This window comes from Rhizobium sp. SRDI943 (genome assembly GCF_057653695.1).
The window spans coordinates 99,617-115,460 of record NZ_JBYGKN010000004.1 but is presented as its reverse complement, the minus strand read 5'-3'; the positions used below and the strand labels follow the sequence as shown (position 1 = coordinate 115,460).

General features: G+C 58.6%; 18 protein-coding genes and 1 pseudogene. 12 read left to right on the top strand and 7 right to left on the bottom strand.

All coding sequences use genetic code 11. The features are described from left to right. Nucleotides 1-40: 40 nt before the first annotated feature. Nucleotides 41-976, bottom strand: a complete 936-nt coding sequence (locus tag AC245Y_RS33680; protein ID WP_017997363.1) for a LysR family transcriptional regulator — start codon at nt 974-976, stop codon at nt 41-43. Between the two features lie 107 nt (nt 977-1,083). Here AC245Y_RS33680 and AC245Y_RS33675 point away from each other — a divergent pair, with 107 nt between their 5' ends. From AC245Y_RS33675 to AC245Y_RS33665, 3 genes and pseudogenes are all read left to right on the top strand, one after another. Continuing rightward, nucleotides 1,084-2,112: a zinc-dependent alcohol dehydrogenase family protein gene (locus AC245Y_RS33675; protein ID WP_026157716.1), complete on the top strand. Its 1,029-nt coding sequence runs from the start codon at nt 1,084-1,086 to the stop codon at nt 2,110-2,112. Nucleotides 2,113-2,289: 177 nt separating this feature from the next. Further along, nucleotides 2,290-2,556, top strand: a complete 267-nt coding sequence (locus AC245Y_RS33670; RefSeq protein ID WP_003555433.1) for a hypothetical protein — start codon at nt 2,290-2,292, stop codon at nt 2,554-2,556. A 176-nt stretch (nt 2,557-2,732) separates the two neighbouring features. Beyond that, nucleotides 2,733-3,593, top strand: a pseudogene (locus tag AC245Y_RS33665) (ATP-binding protein); the annotation flags it as partial. A gap of 156 nt (nt 3,594-3,749) precedes the next feature. Here the strand turns inward: AC245Y_RS33665 and AC245Y_RS33660 are convergent. Then, on the bottom strand, nt 3,750-4,061 hold the full coding sequence (locus AC245Y_RS33660; protein WP_313903143.1) for a response regulator: 312 nt from the start codon (nt 4,059-4,061) through the stop codon (nt 3,750-3,752). Between the two features lie 282 nt (nt 4,062-4,343). Here AC245Y_RS33660 and AC245Y_RS33655 point away from each other — a divergent pair, with 282 nt between their 5' ends. The 5 genes from AC245Y_RS33655 (at nt 4,344) to AC245Y_RS33635 (ending at nt 11,214) form a co-directional block, all read left to right on the top strand. Further along, nucleotides 4,344-5,903: a phospholipase D family protein gene (locus AC245Y_RS33655; protein WP_003555431.1), complete on the top strand. Its 1,560-nt coding sequence runs from the start codon at nt 4,344-4,346 to the stop codon at nt 5,901-5,903. A 420-nt stretch (nt 5,904-6,323) separates the two neighbouring features. Further along, a complete protein-coding gene (locus tag AC245Y_RS33650) occupies nt 6,324-7,814 on the top strand; it encodes an ATPase domain-containing protein (protein ID WP_017997365.1) in 1,491 nt (496 codons plus the stop codon). Next, nucleotides 7,807-9,933, top strand: a complete 2,127-nt coding sequence (locus tag AC245Y_RS33645; RefSeq protein WP_017997366.1) for an ATP-binding protein — start codon at nt 7,807-7,809, stop codon at nt 9,931-9,933. Before AC245Y_RS33650 ends, AC245Y_RS33645 begins: the two co-directional genes overlap by 8 nt. Nucleotides 9,934-10,160: 227 nt before the next feature. After that, nucleotides 10,161-10,457 carry a DUF6894 family protein gene (locus AC245Y_RS33640; protein ID WP_003555426.1) on the top strand — a complete coding sequence of 99 codons (297 nt, stop codon included), beginning with the start codon at nt 10,161-10,163 and terminating at the stop codon, nt 10,455-10,457. A 31-nt stretch (nt 10,458-10,488) separates the two neighbouring features. Next, on the top strand, nt 10,489-11,214 hold the full coding sequence (locus tag AC245Y_RS33635) for a Crp/Fnr family transcriptional regulator (protein ID WP_017997367.1): 726 nt from the start codon (nt 10,489-10,491) through the stop codon (nt 11,212-11,214). Nucleotides 11,215-11,244: 30 nt separating this feature from the next. On the opposite strand, the gene AC245Y_RS33630 is transcribed toward AC245Y_RS33635, so the two are convergent. Continuing rightward, complete coding sequence (locus tag AC245Y_RS33630; protein WP_003555424.1) at nt 11,245-11,484, bottom strand: DUF6894 family protein; 240 nt, start codon at nt 11,482-11,484, stop codon at nt 11,245-11,247. A 214-nt stretch (nt 11,485-11,698) separates the two neighbouring features. On the opposite strand from AC245Y_RS33630, the gene AC245Y_RS33625 reads away from it, so the two are divergent. Together AC245Y_RS33625 and AC245Y_RS33620 are read left to right on the top strand one after the other, a co-directional pair. Beyond that, nucleotides 11,699-12,412, top strand: a complete 714-nt coding sequence (locus AC245Y_RS33625) for a Crp/Fnr family transcriptional regulator (RefSeq protein ID WP_020487162.1) — start codon at nt 11,699-11,701, stop codon at nt 12,410-12,412. Further along, nucleotides 12,409-12,630: a hypothetical protein gene (locus tag AC245Y_RS33620; RefSeq protein WP_012760442.1), complete on the top strand. Its 222-nt coding sequence runs from the start codon at nt 12,409-12,411 to the stop codon at nt 12,628-12,630. The genes AC245Y_RS33625 and AC245Y_RS33620 overlap by 4 nt, the downstream gene beginning before the upstream one ends. 17 nt (nt 12,631-12,647) lie before the next feature. Here AC245Y_RS33620 and AC245Y_RS33615 read toward each other — a convergent pair whose 3' ends face one another. The 4 genes from AC245Y_RS33615 to AC245Y_RS33600 form a co-directional block, all read right to left on the bottom strand. Further along, nucleotides 12,648-13,493, bottom strand: coding sequence for an alpha/beta fold hydrolase (locus AC245Y_RS33615; RefSeq protein WP_245274077.1), 846 nt, complete (start codon nt 13,491-13,493; stop codon nt 12,648-12,650). 220 nt (nt 13,494-13,713) lie between these two features. Next, nucleotides 13,714-14,130, bottom strand: a complete 417-nt coding sequence (locus tag AC245Y_RS33610; protein ID WP_080635501.1) for an SDR family NAD(P)-dependent oxidoreductase — start codon at nt 14,128-14,130, stop codon at nt 13,714-13,716. Then, nucleotides 14,117-14,356: an SDR family NAD(P)-dependent oxidoreductase gene (locus AC245Y_RS33605; RefSeq protein ID WP_080635502.1), complete on the bottom strand. Its 240-nt coding sequence runs from the start codon at nt 14,354-14,356 to the stop codon at nt 14,117-14,119. The genes AC245Y_RS33610 and AC245Y_RS33605 overlap by 14 nt, the downstream gene beginning before the upstream one ends. Before the next feature lie 14 nt (nt 14,357-14,370). After that, nucleotides 14,371-14,679, bottom strand: a complete 309-nt coding sequence (locus tag AC245Y_RS33600) for a DUF2934 domain-containing protein (protein ID WP_017997371.1) — start codon at nt 14,677-14,679, stop codon at nt 14,371-14,373. 341 nt (nt 14,680-15,020) lie between these two features. Between AC245Y_RS33600 and AC245Y_RS33595 the strand changes: the two genes are divergently transcribed. Beyond that, nucleotides 15,021-15,362 carry a patatin-like phospholipase family protein gene (locus tag AC245Y_RS33595; protein WP_210162551.1) on the top strand — a complete coding sequence of 114 codons (342 nt, stop codon included), beginning with the start codon at nt 15,021-15,023 and terminating at the stop codon, nt 15,360-15,362. A 123-nt stretch (nt 15,363-15,485) separates the two neighbouring features. Then, complete coding sequence (locus AC245Y_RS33590; protein ID WP_041935868.1) at nt 15,486-15,773, top strand: patatin-like phospholipase family protein; 288 nt, start codon at nt 15,486-15,488, stop codon at nt 15,771-15,773. Nucleotides 15,774-15,844 lie beyond the last annotated feature (71 nt).

Here is a 15,844-nt window from a genome sequence, read left to right as displayed (position 1 = left end):
TGGAAGGCTGGGATATTTCCGACCATTCCTGCACATACTTTTACACACATGTATCATCCCTCCCAGCGCCGTTCGACGATGATGCTTGCTTCGGCAGTTCCGTTACGAGTGCATCTATGGCCGCCCGCACCCGGGTTGGCAGGTGAGCGCCATCCGGCCACAAAGCCCAGACCTCGGATACATAGGGAGGCATCTGCCGCATCACAGGCACGAGCTCACCGGTCTCGACCCGTTTCTTGACGAGCCAGAACGGCAGCCACGCTAGTCCGAAACCCTCTGTCGCGGCGTCTGCTATGGCGTCGATGTCGTCAAACCGGAGCCGGGAGACAGGATTGAATTCATGGACGACACCTTCGACCTCGAGCGTCCAGGACTGCACCCGCCCCGCGCGGGAATACGTGACCGTGTCATGGGCGTCGAGCTCTGAGATAGCTTCCGGAACGCCTTGCCTTTCGAGGTAGCCCGGCGCGGCGTAAAGCATCGTCTCCTCATGGCCGACCCGACGGATGCGCGTGCCCGCGGCATTGCCCGGCGAACCGTTTCGTATCGCGAGGTCGAAGCCGTCTTCCAGGAGATCGACTTTACGATCGCTGAAGCTGAGTTCCAGCTCAAGGCCGGGGTTTTCTCTGGCAAGCCTGGTCAGGATGGGAGCGACACACATTCGACCGAAGAGAACAGGCATAGACACCCGAAGCTTGCCCCGCGGCGCGCTCGATCCCGAATCCAGCGCGGCCTCGACGGCACGAAGTTCGGCCATCGCCCGCTGGCAGTGCTCGTAAAAGAGCTGTCCGTCCGCCGTGACGCTCTGATGACGCGTGGTTCGGTCGAACAGCCGGACATTCAGACCTGCTTCGAGGCGGGCGACCGCCCTTCCGACCGAAGAGCGTGACAGGTTCAGCCGTCGCCCAGCTTCGGAAAAGCCTCCGGTATCGACGGCACAGACGAAAACGGGGATGTCGCTCATGGAGATCGTCATAAAGTCATTGTAGCACCTTACGCACCAGAGTCGAGCCGAAACGGCGCGACTGGTGCGCTGTTCGAGGTGCTACCTTCTCGTCATCAAAAATCGGAAGGATTAAATCCATGCAAAACCTCATGAAGCGTTGGGAACTATCAGCCTTCAACCGGAACGGACTGAGCCTTGAACAAGTGCCAGTCCCAATAGTTGGGCCAGACGAAGTGCTCGTCAGGGTCAATGCGGTCGCACTCAATTATCGCGACCAGGACGTTATTGCCGGGCGCATGGGCGAGTTCGACTTGCCGATTACCATAGGCTCAGACATGTCTGGTACGGTTGTCGAGGTGGGCAAGTCAGTTGAAAAGTTCGCGCTCGGAAACCGGGTGATCTCGACATTCGTTCCGGACTGGAAAGATGGTCGCCCTCTCGGGTCCGGTCGACATCCAAACTACCAATCCCTTGGCGGTCACTATCCAGGCGTCTTGAGCGAATACGTCGCTTTTCCGGCGGCATGGCTGACGAAAGGCCCATCAACACTCGACGAGGTCGGGGCCAGCACGCTTCCTTGCGCGGGGCTCACCGCCTGGTACGCGCTCGTCGAACTCGGCCGGGTCGAGAAGGGCCAGACAGTCCTGATTGAGGGAACGGGCGGCGTCGCGATCTTCGGCGCGCAGATCGCCAAGTCAAAAGGTGCGACCGTGATCCTCGTTTCCGGAAGCGACGAGAAGCTCGAACGGGCGAAGGCGCTTGGCCTTGCCGATTTCGTGATCAACCGAACTCGCGAGGACTGGGTCGGTAAAGTCTACGACATCACGTCGGACCGCGGCGTCGATCATGTTCTCGAAATTGTTGGCGGCCCTCACCTCGCAAAGGCTCTCGAAGCAGTCGCGCCTGGTGGCCGCATCTCGATGATCGGCGTTTTGGAAGGCGGGCAGTTGTCTGCTTCCGTTGGCCCACTCCTTCTGAAAGGGCCTGTCATTCAGGGTATTGCCGTCGGTCATCAACGCGCGCAGGAAGAGCTTGTGAGGGCGATCGACGAATTGCAGATCAAGCCCATCGTCGACGCCCGCTATGGCCTATCGGATCTCCAGAAGGCCTTGGACCACCTCACCCGTGGTGCTTTCGGCAAGATCGTCGTCGACTTCGCTCTTTGATCGAACAACGGAAAAGGTAAGGTGAACCATGTACCGTAGAGATTTCATGTCGACCACAGCGTTCTTCGGTGCCGCAGTAGCAGGCTGCGGCCCCGGATGGATGCCACCTTTGAAATCATCGCGCCCGTTAAACTCCTGCATTAGCGGGCTAACCTTTCCCCGATCGAAGGACTTCCTATGACGCAGGACGCTCACGAGCTTCAGGCTATCAATACCCCTTGGCAGAACGCCATTCAGGAAATCCTGCGCATGGTCATCAGGGACATGTATCATGCCGGCAGTGAGAACAGGAATATCAAACGCATAGAGGAAGCTTCTGTCGACAGCAACTATACCGATTTGCGACTGCTTGGCACGGACGAATGGACGGAAGTGGTTGTCAAGGAAAGGGTGAGCAACTTCGTCACCACGCTCTTGACGTCCTTTACCTATGATCGTGCCTGAGTTCTTGCGTCGCAGGTGACGAATGCACCGGCAGGGAGGGCCCTTGCTCTGACTGGGAAAGGCGATTGAGGAGTTCATTGAAACGCTCGTCGGCCGCGATGGGCTGATGCTGAGGCAATGCATGGACTGCGCGAAGCACGGTCGAATCGAACGCAAGTCTTGCTACATGGTTCGCAATGTCAGTTGTCATGAGTAAAGTCGCCCTCTGCAGATACCACAGAAACGCACGGGCGGGAGCTTGGTTCGAGGCCGCAGCGGTATTTCACGCTCGTCTGAGAGATCAATTGGTCCATACCTCCACACTTCGACTTGACGCCATGGCGTTTTCGCGACAGCAACCGCTTTCTCCTGACACTGTCGATGCCAACAAGCTGGTTGCTAACATGGCCGAGATCCTGTCCTCGACCCTTGGTGAGACGAGGACCAAGGCCGATGCGAACCAGCTCGAAAACGCGGTGCTCAACCTCGCCGTCAATGCGCGTGACGCGATGCCGGACGGCGGCAAGCTGACGATCGAGACAGCAAACGCTCATATCGACGAAGCTTACGCGGCAGAACACGACGTCGCGCCCGGACAGTATGTGATGATTGCGGTCACGGATACCGGCTGCGGCATGCCGCAGGAGATCATCAAGAAGGCGTTCGACCCGTTCTTCACCACCAAGCCTGTCGGTAAGGGGACCAGCCTTGGCCTCAGCCAGGCCTTTGGTTTTGCCAGGCAGTCGGGTGGACATCTGAAGATTTTTTCAGAGGTCGGAACCGGCACGACGATGAAAATCTACCTGCCGCGTGACTATGGCACGAACGACATCGCGCCCCACGTGAAGGACGAAAGTGTGCCGCGAGGGACCGCGAGCGAAGCCGTCTTGCTGGTGGAGGACGACGCCAGTGTCCGTGAGATCCACACCAAGATGCTGGAAGAACTCGGCTACAGCGTCATTGCAGTAGATGGACCAGTCACGGCTCTCAAGATCGTTGACGAGCGCGCCGACATTCGCCTGCTGTTGACCGACATCGTCATGGCGCCAATGAATGGCCGCAAGCTGGCAGACGAGGTCCGAAGCAAGCATCCGCACCTGCCTGTCGTCTTCCCGGCGTCATATTCTTGCAGAAACCCACGACACTCGGCGATCTTGCCCGCAAAGTGCGTAGCGCTCTCGACGGCTAGATTCGGACAGATCGCCCGGCCATCTTCAGGCCGCCATTCTCATCAGAGTTTCGGTGATCTTGTGAGTATCGTAGGGCTTGGGAAGGAACACGCCGCGGTCGGGTATGTCGGAACTTGCCGGGCGCTTCATACCGGAGACGATGAGGATTTCCATGGGTGGCCAGCGGTTGCGAGCGGTGGCCGCAAGCATCAATCCGTTCATGGAGCCCGGCATGTCGATATCTGTCCAAAGGATGGAGATGTCTTCGTCGCCCTCAAGCACAACCATTGCCTCATCAGCATTACGGGCTTCGACTGCTTCGAACCCCGCTTCCTCGACGATGTCTACCGCCAACATCAGGAGCATTGGTTCGTCTTCCACCACGAGTATCTTCATTGCCATTGCGCAGGTCCCGCCTCCCGTTCGACCTATAACTTTCTGCTTTGATTGGGGTTCCGCAATTTTCAGACCGCCTGCTATGGCCGGCTCGAAAGCAGGTGGCGTAGAGAAGGTTTCGAAAGTCGGTCCTATCTCCTCCTCGCGCCTCTTTCGGCGGCATCTTGCTCGCAAGTCGGTACACCCTATTTTGCTCGGGCGGATCGAATATATTGCTTCATGGTCGCAGCTGAGGGGTATCGTGTGAGTTGGTTCAGCATTGCCATCATCGCGGTTGTCGCGCTGCTAGCCCTGTGGGTGGTTTTGGCAGCATCAGGCGATCCCGGGTTTCTGAAGCGGGTCCAGCAAGTGGATTCTCAAGCCCTCAAGATAGCCGCTGCAGACACCGAGCTTGATCGATATGGCGCCAGGCTTTGCTACGAGCGGGAGGCGGCAAGCGGGCTCGTTTTGATCACCTCTAACCTGGAAGCGTTCGCAGCCCGCCTTTTAGCTGCCCGTTCCGCCGGCCGCAGCCTCGACCTCATGTATTATATGTGGAATGCGGACCTGACCGGAATGCTGATCATGCGGGAAGTCGTCGCTGCCGCTGACCGTGGCATACGCGTGAGGATCCTTCTCGACGATCTCGGCGTCTCCATGTCCGACAAGATCTTCTATGCGATTGACTGCCATCCGAATATCGAGCTGCGGCTCTTCAATCCAACGAAGGCGCGAGAGAATGTCCTGCGCCGCGGCCTCGAGATGGTCTTGCGGTTTCGAAGCGTCAACCGTCGCATGCACAACAAGGCATGGATTGCCGACGGCCGGATCGCGATGGTCGGGGGACGCAATATCGGCGACCCGTATTTCGATGCCGGCGAGGACGCAAACTTCAGGGACTTCGATCTGGTGATGGTCGGTCAAGCCGTTGCGAAAACCGAGCGTCTTTTCGACGACTACTGGAACAGTTCTGTTGCCGTGCCTGTACGCTCGTTGCTGTCGCGCCGCCCCAACAAGTTGAGGAAGCTTCGACGCAACATGGACCGCCTCGATTTCGAACAGCGTGCCCGGCCTTATCTTGATCGGGTTCAAGACAGAACATCACTGGAAGACGCTGTCGCCGAAAACCATTACATTTGGGTCGATAAAGTCGATGTTCTTGCCGATCCCCCGGAAAAAGCTGCGGGGAAGCTGCGCACCGGGCAAAACGTGCTGATGGAAACGCTTCTTCCTGTGATCACCGGCACAGCCGAGTTCATCCATATCACCTCGCCGTACTTCATTCCCGGCGAACGCGGTGTCAGGGCCCTGACGAAGCTCCGCGACAAAGGGGTGAAGGTTTCCGTCCTGACAAACTCGCTCGCAGCTACCGACGTTGCTGCAGTACACGCGGGGTATTCGCGCTACCGCCCCGCCCTGCTGAAAGCCGGCATTGAGCTCTACGAGCTGAAATCGATCGCCGACGTGGGATCCTTCTCCTTGCGCGGTTCCAAACAAGCCAGCCTGCACACGAAAGCCTTTGCCAGGGATGGCAGGTATGGCTTCATAGGATCTCTCAACCTCGATCCTAGGTCCGTTTCCTTGAACACGGAGATGGGCGTGCTGTTTAAGTCATCGGATCTTGTCGCGCAAATGGACGCGATCTTTGCCAAGGAAACCGAAACAGACCTGAGCTATCCCTTAAGGCTCGAAAACGGATCCCTGCGGTGGCTGAAAGTTGTCGATGGGAAACGTACCCTCGTCCGCGACGAGCCGGATGCCGGTATCGCGAGGCGCGCGACAGCGTGGCTCATAAAATGGCTGCCTCTCGAATCTCAGCTGTAATCGTGCCGAATTCTCGCGAGGAGGCAACCCTGAGCTCCATGGCGACCCTAAACGTGTCGCGGCACAACGGATGCCAAATTGGCCTACCAGTTCGCCAGCCATCAATTCGAGGTATTGGCTTCCACACTGACGCAGGCATCAAAATTGCTCCGCGGGTAGCAATCCGATCAGGGTTCGCCCGCATAAGAAAAATGCGGAGCTATAAGAAATGCAGATTTATCAGCACAAGTTTTCCTGCGTGGTTGCGCGAACCGCCTTGCCACTCTTGGTTGCGAAGCTATTGGGTCAAGCGATGAACAGGGCAATCGCTGAGGCTTCGTTGTACTCGCGGAAATATTGCGTTGCATCTTGTCGCCGGATAACAATTGCATACATTTTATCAAAAAACGCGACCGAGGTCGCAGAGGCCGGGATCGAAACTTGTCTGCCACTATATCTACTGGGAATGAAGGTCTTGATCTAATCCTGGCCGGTGGGCTGCCGGCTCGCCGGCTTTATCTGCTCGAAGGGGCGCCAGGATCCGGCAAAACCACCCTCGCTCTACAGTTTCTACGCGAGGGGGTGAGGCAGGGCGAAAAGGCGCTCTACATCACCTTGTCGGAAACAAAGGAGGAGCTGTCCGAGGTCGCGGCCTCGCACGGTTTCGACATCAGCGAATTTGACGTTTTTGAATTCAGTTCGGCATCCGACGTCTTCGGAGACGGGCGCGAACAGTCTATCCTGCATCCTTGGGAGATGGAGCTTGGCGAAACGATCCGGCTGATCCAAGAGGAGGTCGAGAAGGTCCAGCCAAAACGGGTCGTCTTCGACAGCCTATCCGAAATGCGTCTTCTATCCCAGGATCCCCTGCGCTATCGACGACAGGTTCTTGCCCTGAAGCAGTTCTTCTCCGGTCGCGACACGACCGTCATTCTGGTCGACGACATGTCAGGCAATGCCAGTGAGCGGGATTCGCACCTTCATAGCCTCTGTCACGGGGTCATTACTCTGGAGCGCCTGACGCTCGATTTCGGTGCTGCGCGCCGTCGCCTGCAGGTCCAGAAGCTACGGGGTGTGGATTTCGCCGCCGGTTACCATGATTTCAACATTCGCAAAGGCGGGCTGCACGTTTATCCGCGCTTGATCGCCGCGACGCACCATACAGAGTTCACTGGCGAAACGATCGCAAGCGGAATCGGAGAACTGGACGATCTCTTCGGCGGCGGCCCGACGCGCGGAACTTGCACATTGGTGACCGGACCAGCCGGAAGCGGCAAGACGACAGTGGCGCTGCAGTATCTCTATGCAGCTTGTGCTCGCGGTGAGCGTTGTACAGTCTACGAGTTCGATGAGCGCATCGGCACGCTTCTCACCCGCGCGAAGGCGTTCAGCCTCGATCTCCAGGCTTTCATCGACGACGGAACTCTCGTCGTGCAGCAGATCGATCCCGCGGAAATCTCCCCCGGTGAGTTCGCAGCTCGGGTACGTCGCGAAGTTGAAGACCGCGGCTCACGGCTGATCGTTATCGACAGTCTCAATGGTTACATGGCGGCGATGCCGCAGGAACAACAACTGATCCTGCAGATGCATGAGCTCCTGTCCTATCTAAGCCACAAGGGCGTGGTGACTTTCCTGCTCAATCCACAGCACGGACTCGTCGGGACAATGTCGACAAGCCTCAACATTTCCTATGTTGCCGACACGGTCGTACTGCTGCGCTTCTTCGAGGCTGAAGGCCGTGTGCGCAAGGCGATCTCTGTGCTGAAGAACCGCGGTGGCATGCATGAGGATGCGATCCGCGAGCTGCGGGTCGATCGTGGAGGTCTGCGTATCGGCGAACCCTTGTCGCAGTTCCGGGGTGTGCTGACCGGGACGCCGGAATATCTCGGGTCCAGGGATCCCCTACTGGAAGACCGCCGCAGCGATGCTTGAACGTCAGCAGGAGGGGCAGCGTGTTCTCGTCAGCGCACCGTTCGGCCGCGACGGTGACACGCTAGCAGCGCTTTTGCGGGAACAGCAGTTCGAGGTCGATGTCTGCCGTGACCTAAAAGAGTTGTCCAGCGAGATCTGCGACGATATCGGCGTCATTCTCCTGACTGACGAGACTCTGTCCGGCGACCTAACTCCTTTAAAAGACGCGTTGGCAAAGCAACCAACGTGGTCGGATGTGCCGTTTGTGCTGCTTGCCGCCCCTCGCTCCGGACGAACGACCAACGCGCAGTTGACGAACCTAAAGCTCTTTGACATCGCCATCAACAGCGTCGTGCTCGAACGCCCGCTCGGCCGAGCCTCGCTCCACAGCGCTGTCGCGTCCGCAATGCGCCTTCGCCAGAAACAGTTCCTGATGCGCGATCGGCTCCTGGAACTGGATGAGAGTGAGACCCGGCTGCGGCTGGCGACAAACGCTGCAGAGATTGGAACGTGGGACTTCGACCCGGTCACCGGCCGGCTGAGCTGGGACGACCGGTGCAAGGCAATGTTCGGTATCTTTGCGGACGGCGCGATCTCCTATGAAGACAGCTTCCTCGCGGGCCTTCACCCCGATGACCGGCAAATGGCAGACGACGCTGTCGCCAAAGCCCTCCAGCCTGGTAGCAGCGGGATCTATGATATCGAATTTCGAACGATCGGGATCGAAGACGGCATCGAGCGCTGGGTCGCGGCCAAGGGTGGGGCGATGTTTGCCGGCGGTAAACCAGTTCGCTTCATTGGGACGGTCATCGACATCACGCAGCGAAGGAAGACCGAGGAAGCCCTTGCGGCATCGGAAGCAGCGTTGAGGATCGAGCGGCAAGCGCTTGACGACCTCAATCGGACGCTCGAGGAGCGGGTCGCGCAGCGCACGGCCGAACTCGAAGAGGAAATGTCGGCGCGCAATCGGGCAGAAGAAGCGCTTCGGCAGTCTCAGAAAATGGAGGCCGTCGGTCAGCTCACCGGCGGTATTGCACACGACTTCAACAATATGCTGACAGGGATCATCGGCGGGATCAACGTTGCCAAGCGTCGCATTGCCGGCGGCCGACTGGACGATGTTGATCGATTCATGGATGCCGCTGCGGACGCGGCTAACCGCGCAGCAGCGCTGATCGCCCGGTTGTTGGCCTTTTCCCGTCGCCAAACGCTTGATGCCAAACCCCTTGATGTCAACGACCATCTCGTTGCGACGCGGGAATTGCTGCGGCGGACCTTGCCTGAGAACATAGCAATCGACATCGAGGCTGATCCCGAGGCCGGTTGGATCGTTGCAGATGCCAATCAGCTGGAAAGCGCTCTGCTGAACCTGGCGATCAACGCCCGCGACGCGATGCCGGACGGAGGCAGTCTGACGATCTCCACTGCGACCAGAAGAATTGATGAAATCGAGGCGCGATCCCTGCCAGGTCTGAAGCCCGGAGCGTTCGTTGCCATCGGTGTCAGCGATACGGGGGTGGGCATGCCGCCGGAGATTGTCGCAAGAGCGTTTGAACCTTTTTTCACCACCAAACCGATTGGTCAGGGGACGGGCCTTGGCCTTTCAATGATCTATGGCTTTGCGCAACAGTCAGGCGGTCAGGTCGAGATCGACAGCCGGGTTGGTGAGGGCACGACGATCAGGCTGCTCCTTCCTGCAACGGATAATGGTGATCAGGATCAAAGCCGTGAGAGCCTGGCCGTCGAAGCGGGTCAGGGGCAGACAGTGCTCGTCGTCGAAGACGACGATTCAGTCCGCCTGCTGATCTGCGAGGTTCTCGCCGATCTCTCTTACGAAGCGGTAGAAGCCTCGAATGCGGACGCAGCGATACCGATCATTGCCTCCCCACGCGCGATTGACCTATTGATCTCCGATGTCGGCTTGCCCGGGATGAACGGGCGTCAACTTGCCGAGGTCGCACGTCAGCACCGTCCTGAGCTCCCCGTGATTTTCGTGACGGGATATGCGCAGAATGCCACAGCGAAGGCCGAGTTTCTCGGTTCCAATATGGCGATGATCGGTAAGCCGTTTGCGGTCGAGGTCCTCGCCGAGAAGATCTCCGATATGATCTCAAACGAAAAACTGGCAGCGCCTAGGTAAACTGCGTTTGACGTGAATCGCGGCATCGTCGCGTAATCTTCCGGGGCGCTTGAACATCATCGAGATGGCAGCAGTCGTTCTGGTCCAAGCCGAGTTGAGGGGTGACCGAGAGTCGGATCTTCTTCAGAACTTTGTGACATGCGATATGGGATGATCATCCGGCATTTATCACAGGCGAGGCTGGCTGAGAGTCTTTTTTGCTCTTCCCTGCACAGGAGCGAGGATCGATGGCTGGCCATTTCTTCAACGTTCACGACGGCATCTCTATGCCGGACTTGGTAGGCACTGAGCATACCGACATCGAAAGCGCCCGTAGCGAAGCGGTAGAGACTATAGTTGAACGCCGTGTCGTCCCGTCGTTGAGCGGGGAGTCAAAGTCATCGACCAACCTGGTGTCTCTGCTCCAAGGACCGCCACAATGGACAAATGTCAAAACCGCACAGAGCGGCGAGCGCTCTTGGCCTGGGGCGGCAGTTTGCGGCATAAGCTATCCAGTGCTGACGCCTCGTTTTTCGTCGACATGAGATCGGGCTCATTCCCGCCGGAGGCTGGGCGATGCCCGACTGTTCGCAATCGACCGTTTCAAATTTGCTGTTGCGGGCTTTGCCTCTCGAAGCATTCGAGCTTCTGAGACCGGCGATGCAGCAGGTCGATCTTCCATTGAAGTATGAGTTGGTGACCCCTGGTGTGGCGAACGACCGGGTGTACTTCCTGGAGCGCGGGCTCGGATCTGTCGTTGCCACAAGCAGCGACGACGAAATCGTCGAAGTTGGGCACATCGGCTATGAGGGCATGTCGGGCGCGCACGCCCTGCTGAAAGTGCCGAAAACCCCCAACAGGACATTTATGCAGGCCGAGGGGAGCGGAATATCCGTACCGACCTCTGTCTTCCTCAATATGGTCGAACAGGTGCCGGCAGCCAACGACCTGCTGCTGCGCTACGTGCATTGTTCTGAGTTGCAGCTGGCCCATTCCGCCCTTGCCAATGCCCGCTACAACATGCCGGAACGGTTGGCGCGCTGGCTTCTGATGTGCCATGACAGGCTACTGACCGACGATTTGCCGCTCACCCACGAGTTTCTATCGATCATGCTCGGCGTTCGCCGCTCGGGCGTTACCAACGAGATCCACATTCTGGAAGGCGTGCATGCGATTAAGGCCACGCGCGGGAACGTCAGGATTGTGAACCGGAAAAAGCTGGAGGACATTGCCGGAGGCTCCTACGGCGTTCCCGAGCAGGAATATGCGGACTATATCGGGTTTCCGATCAAGAGATTGTAACCTCGGGCGAGAGGAGGCTGCTCAGGACGGTCAGTCGCCTGGTTCGTACGCCTCAGAAAACGGTACCTTCAGCAGCATGTTGCCATCTGCATTGCAGATCTCGATCTGGCGGTGCGAGATGTCCTTGCCCTCCCGGATCGCCGTGCTCATCATACCCCTGGCATCCTTGATCGCTTCGCTTCGCGCCGCGCCCAAGTCCGTAAGATCGGTGCCCTCCTCGTCCCTGATGATGTTCGTTCGCGTCAAAATGTGGAAAAAGAATCTTGGCATCGACCGCCTTTCGCGGAATGTGCCAACGTCAGTCAGGACCTGTGCCGGCTGGTGAGAACAGATACGCTGCGGGTTGCGAATCCTAAGTTATGTCAAAACCGCACGGTTATCGGACGACGCTAGGCTATTTCGGCAATCTGCGCCATAATCTTTCTATGCCTCTCTTGTCACTTGATGGGTTCGAGTGCGGGCTCCTCCCCGCTGGAGCCCAAAGATGCCTCAGATTCAAAAATTAGACGTTCAGAACCGGCTGCTTGCCGCCCTTGGCCGGGAAGCATTCGACGCACTGCAGCCCGGAATGGAGCGGGTCGATCTGCCCGTACGGACCGTGCTGATCGAAAGTGATCAGCCAACCCATCACGTGTTCTTTCTCGAAAGGGGATTGGCGTCGATCGTTGCAAGGACCGTAGATGACGAGGCCATTGAGGTCGGCCATATCGGCTGGGAAGGATTGTGTGGCACACATCGGCTGCTGCGACTCGACACGACCCCCAATCGCACCTTCATGCAGATCGATGGAAGCGGCATCAGGGTTCCAGTTGAACTCGTCTACCGGCTGATCGACGAAGATGCCCGATCCCGAGATCTGTTTCTTCATTACATCCACACCTGTGAACTGCAGCTTGCCCATTCGGCGCTGGCAAACGGCAGGTATAATATGGCGGAGCGACTGTCGCGCTGGCTGCTGATGTGCCACGACCGCATCCGCGATGACGACATGGCGCTCACGCACGAATTCCTCTCCCTGATGCTGGGCGTGCGCCGCTCCGGTGTGACAGACCACTTGCATATTCTCGAAGGCATGCTGGCGATCAAGGCGACGCGCGGTCGGATACGCGTGCGCGACCGGGCCAAGCTGGAAGAGATTGCCGGCGGTTGTTACGGAGCGCCCGAGAAAGAATACGAACGCTTGATTGGAAGCAAGTGACATCAGGGGCGAAGCAGGTCCGCCTCAAGCTGCTCCTCGACCATCTGCGAAAAGGCCGGTGGCGCAAGCTTCCGAAACAGGTCGGTTTGAAAACAGCGCTCGTTGCCGAGGAGCTTGGCCTGATCGAGGCCAAGGGTGATGACCTCAGAGCAAGAAGCTACCGCCTGACAGTGGGTGGAAGCGCTTACCTGACGGACATCGTGATTGCGGGTGAATGAACGGCAATTGAGCCGAGTTACGATGTCCGTACAAGACCCTCAGCAACCGGCGGGCGTTCGCAGCGCCCCGGTATCGCTCCAGCCCATACGGCATCTTGCAGAGCGGAGCGAACGACGGCGGATGCTGCATGGTGAGGATTGTGGCCTACACCTTGCAGCAACCGGATTCTCGCTTGAGGCACTCTCTGGACAAGCCAGTCGAGGTGCCAATGCGGATCGAGGACGGCATCTTCCATTCCGTAGATGATATGCGTAACGCATGGTATCGGTTCATCGCCGACGGCTGCCATATCGGCATTGAACTGCAGCAGCTCGTCGGCCATCATCCGCAGCGACTGCGGGCTCGCCGCGTGTCGATAGGGGAAATCGGCCAGTGTGTCCGGAACAGGATTGGGATGATGTGCCTTGCGCATCACTCGTTCGCCAAAATAGTCGGCAAAGCGATACAGGAGGTGTTGTGAGAACATGCCGCCGATCCAAGGAGCGATGGCCAGCCGAAGCAGCAACATTGCCTGCTCCGGTGTCGGGCGACAAAACGGCGCGATCAGCACCAGAGACTTCACCAGATCGGGCCGCCGCCGCGCCAGAAGAATAGCCGGCGCGCAGCCGATGGAATGGCCAGCGATTGTCAGGCTGGAGAACCCAAGGGCGTCGACAAAGTCCTCGAGCCATAGGGACTGGGCCAGCGGCCCTCGCAGCCTTTGTGGTAGCGGGTCGCTCAAACCGTAGCCAGGCCGATCGGGCGCGACGATGTGCAGCCCCGTTTTCCTGAAAGGCGCCAGAACTTCCTGAGCGAGGCTGCCGCAGCCATGCAGCAGGACGACGGGCGGATAAGCGTCATCGCCGACGTTCAGGAGATGCACGTTGCGTCCGTTGACGACTCGGTCGAAGCCCCGAAGCGGGGCGTGTGGCTGCCTTGGTTTCATTACTAGCAAACTGGGCTGCTAGTCGCCGGTTCCGCCTTTGTGCGAAAGCGGACAGCAGCCGGAGACCCAAGAACCATCGCAGGTAAAATCCAGGCGGCCTAGCCGCGGGTACATCCAAATTTCAACCGATCCGCTTGCGCCCTGGCCCTAGTTCATCTCAAGCCTGCTGTCGATAGTGAAGCTTTGCCAGGTGACATATGGTCAGAAGCAGGGTAAACGGCAAGTCGCGCCACGGGATGCGTGGCATCTCCTTAGCCCGCGCTTGCGGATCGTCCGTGCGCAAGCTGGGGTTTCCCCGAATGGGGATCGCCTGGTGGACAGAGGTGATGTTGATGATCTTGCCGCCAAGCTTTCCCTGACCGCGGCGCACGAACTCGCGGCAGAAGAAGAACGTTTCGTAGAGATCCGTCTTGACGACATTGTCGAAGTCCTCGAACCTTGTTTCTACAAAGGGCTTGGAGCAGCCGATGCCGGCGCAGTTGACGAGAATATCGGTCAACCCAAGCGTTTCTTGGAATGAACCCATGAACATCATCACGCTCGCCTCGTCGCGCACGTCGCTACTTTGTACCATCGCGGGTGGACCGGCGGCTTCCACTTGCGCCGCAGTCGCTCAGGCGCCTTCCTCTGTGATAGGTAACTGCAACGTCGGCACCCTCCAGCGCGAAGGCTTCGGCAATTGCGCGGCCTATTCCGGAATCGGAGCCGGTGACCACAGCGACGCGACCGGCGAGCGCCTCGACCCGCCGGCCTGGACCTGGTTCGAGAAATTCAGCATCGTTCTCGGTAACATCATTCATATCAGTATGCCTTGTTAATTCGGACCGGAGATGCCTTTGCCGCCTTTATTCTTGACGCCCATGCTATCGGCGCCGGCTGCCGGTCCTCCTCCTGGAGACATCCTGCCTGGCTGCACGCCGCTGGCGATGCCTTTCGCGCCACCCGCTTTGCGGCCGGTTTGGCTTCCGGTATCACTGGCCCCCTCCTCGCCGACTTGCTCTTCTCTGATCTCCTGCTCAGCCTGCCTCCAGTGGCGTTCGTGATCACCATCCTTTTTACCTTCTCGCTCCCATATCTGCTGGGCGCGATCCCGTATGAGATCTTCTCTGCCTTCCTGTCCCATCTTATCCTCCTGAACAGCGGTGACGTTTCATGATCGGTCGCGAACTTCTGCGGAGCCCCAATGTTCCCGCTCAGCGAAGGCTGCCCTCGTTGGAACCACAATGGCAAAATCAAGTTTGTCTGCAGTTTTTGACGGCCCAGGGGAATGACGACGATGACTTGGTACCGATCCATCCTCAGGGTCATTTTCGCCGCACGCTGCTCATTACATCGAGGCCATTCGAAGCCTAGGTCTTCAAACCATCATGACGCTTGATCACGTCTACAATGTTAGGCGCGGCCAGCAAGGCATGACGCCCATGGCGGCTGATGCGACCTCCCGTTCATTCTGGGGGCATCGAAATGACGATCGGCCCTTGCCTCTGTCTTTCCGGTGGCAATGCTCTCGGCTCTTACCATGCCGGAGTCTACCAGGCGCTGCACGCTCGGGTCGAACCATCGCGGATCGCAGGCGCGTCGATAGGAGCAGTCACTGGCGCCTTGATCGCCGGAAACGCCCTCGACCAGCGGATGGCGCGACTGCGGGAGTTCTGGCAGCTTGTTAGCGACGACGGTCCGGCGATGTTCATGCCGCCTGGTAAAAGCTGCTCGACCGTGACCGTGCGGGAATTGCTGACGGGGCGACCCGCGCTGTACAAGCCGGGCTTCCCCGGCTGTGGTCGACGCTTCCCTTCATGGGCGTAGACGACAGCCTATTCGACACCCAGCCCCAGCGCAAAACCTTGGAACGCCTGATCGAGTTCGACCGGATCGGCAGCGGCGGCATCTCTCTGGTCGTTACCACCTTGGATGAAGGGCGAGGACATCGTGTTCGACAGCGATATCGTGGCTTTGAACGTCGATCACATCATGAAAGGTACTGCGCTGCCAATCTTCTACCCGCCGGTCGAAATTGGCGGTCGGGAACTTGTTGGAGTGTCAGCCAACCTCCCAATAGCTTGCCTGCTATCGGAAGAACCCACCGATCCGGTGACGTGTATTCGCGTCGATCTCTTTTCGACAGAAGGCGCTGTCCCGGCCTCGCTTGATGGAGCGCTAGGCCGGACAACCGACCCCCTCTTTGCCAAGAGCGCGAGCATGGGCTTGCCGCGCTGAAAAGCCGGTTCGCCGGTAGGATGGTCCCGAGATCGAGATCATCCCCCTGGCTTACGAAAACGCCGCAGGCG

Excerpts from the sequence above, each read along its gene's own strand:
- AC245Y_RS33660 (WP_313903143.1), bottom strand. The coding sequence starts at position 4,061 with ATGTTGGCGGTAGACATCGTCGAGGAAGCGGGGTTCGAAGCAGTCGAA.
- AC245Y_RS33645 (WP_017997366.1), top strand. The coding sequence starts at position 7,807 with ATGCTTGAACGTCAGCAGGAGGGGCAGCGTGTTCTCGTCAGCGCACCG.
- AC245Y_RS33600 (WP_017997371.1), bottom strand. The coding sequence starts at position 14,679 with ATGGGACAGGAAGGCAGAGAAGATCTCATACGGGATCGCGCCCAGCAG.
- AC245Y_RS33670 (WP_003555433.1), top strand. The coding sequence starts at position 2,290 with ATGACGCAGGACGCTCACGAGCTTCAGGCTATCAATACCCCTTGGCAG.
- AC245Y_RS33610 (WP_080635501.1), bottom strand. The coding sequence starts at position 14,130 with ATGGTACAAAGTAGCGACGTGCGCGACGAGGCGAGCGTGATGATGTTC.
- AC245Y_RS33640 (WP_003555426.1), top strand. The coding sequence starts at position 10,161 with ATGGCTGGCCATTTCTTCAACGTTCACGACGGCATCTCTATGCCGGAC.
- AC245Y_RS33680 (WP_017997363.1), bottom strand. The coding sequence starts at position 976 with ATGACGATCTCCATGAGCGACATCCCCGTTTTCGTCTGTGCCGTCGAT.
- AC245Y_RS33625 (WP_020487162.1), top strand. The coding sequence starts at position 11,699 with ATGCCTCAGATTCAAAAATTAGACGTTCAGAACCGGCTGCTTGCCGCC.
- AC245Y_RS33635 (WP_017997367.1), top strand. The coding sequence starts at position 10,489 with ATGCCCGACTGTTCGCAATCGACCGTTTCAAATTTGCTGTTGCGGGCT.
- AC245Y_RS33675 (WP_026157716.1), top strand. The coding sequence starts at position 1,084 with ATGCAAAACCTCATGAAGCGTTGGGAACTATCAGCCTTCAACCGGAAC.
- AC245Y_RS33630 (WP_003555424.1), bottom strand. The coding sequence starts at position 11,484 with ATGCCAAGATTCTTTTTCCACATTTTGACGCGAACGAACATCATCAGG.
- AC245Y_RS33595 (WP_210162551.1), top strand. The coding sequence starts at position 15,021 with ATGACGATCGGCCCTTGCCTCTGTCTTTCCGGTGGCAATGCTCTCGGC.
- AC245Y_RS33605 (WP_080635502.1), bottom strand. The coding sequence starts at position 14,356 with ATGAATGATGTTACCGAGAACGATGCTGAATTTCTCGAACCAGGTCCA.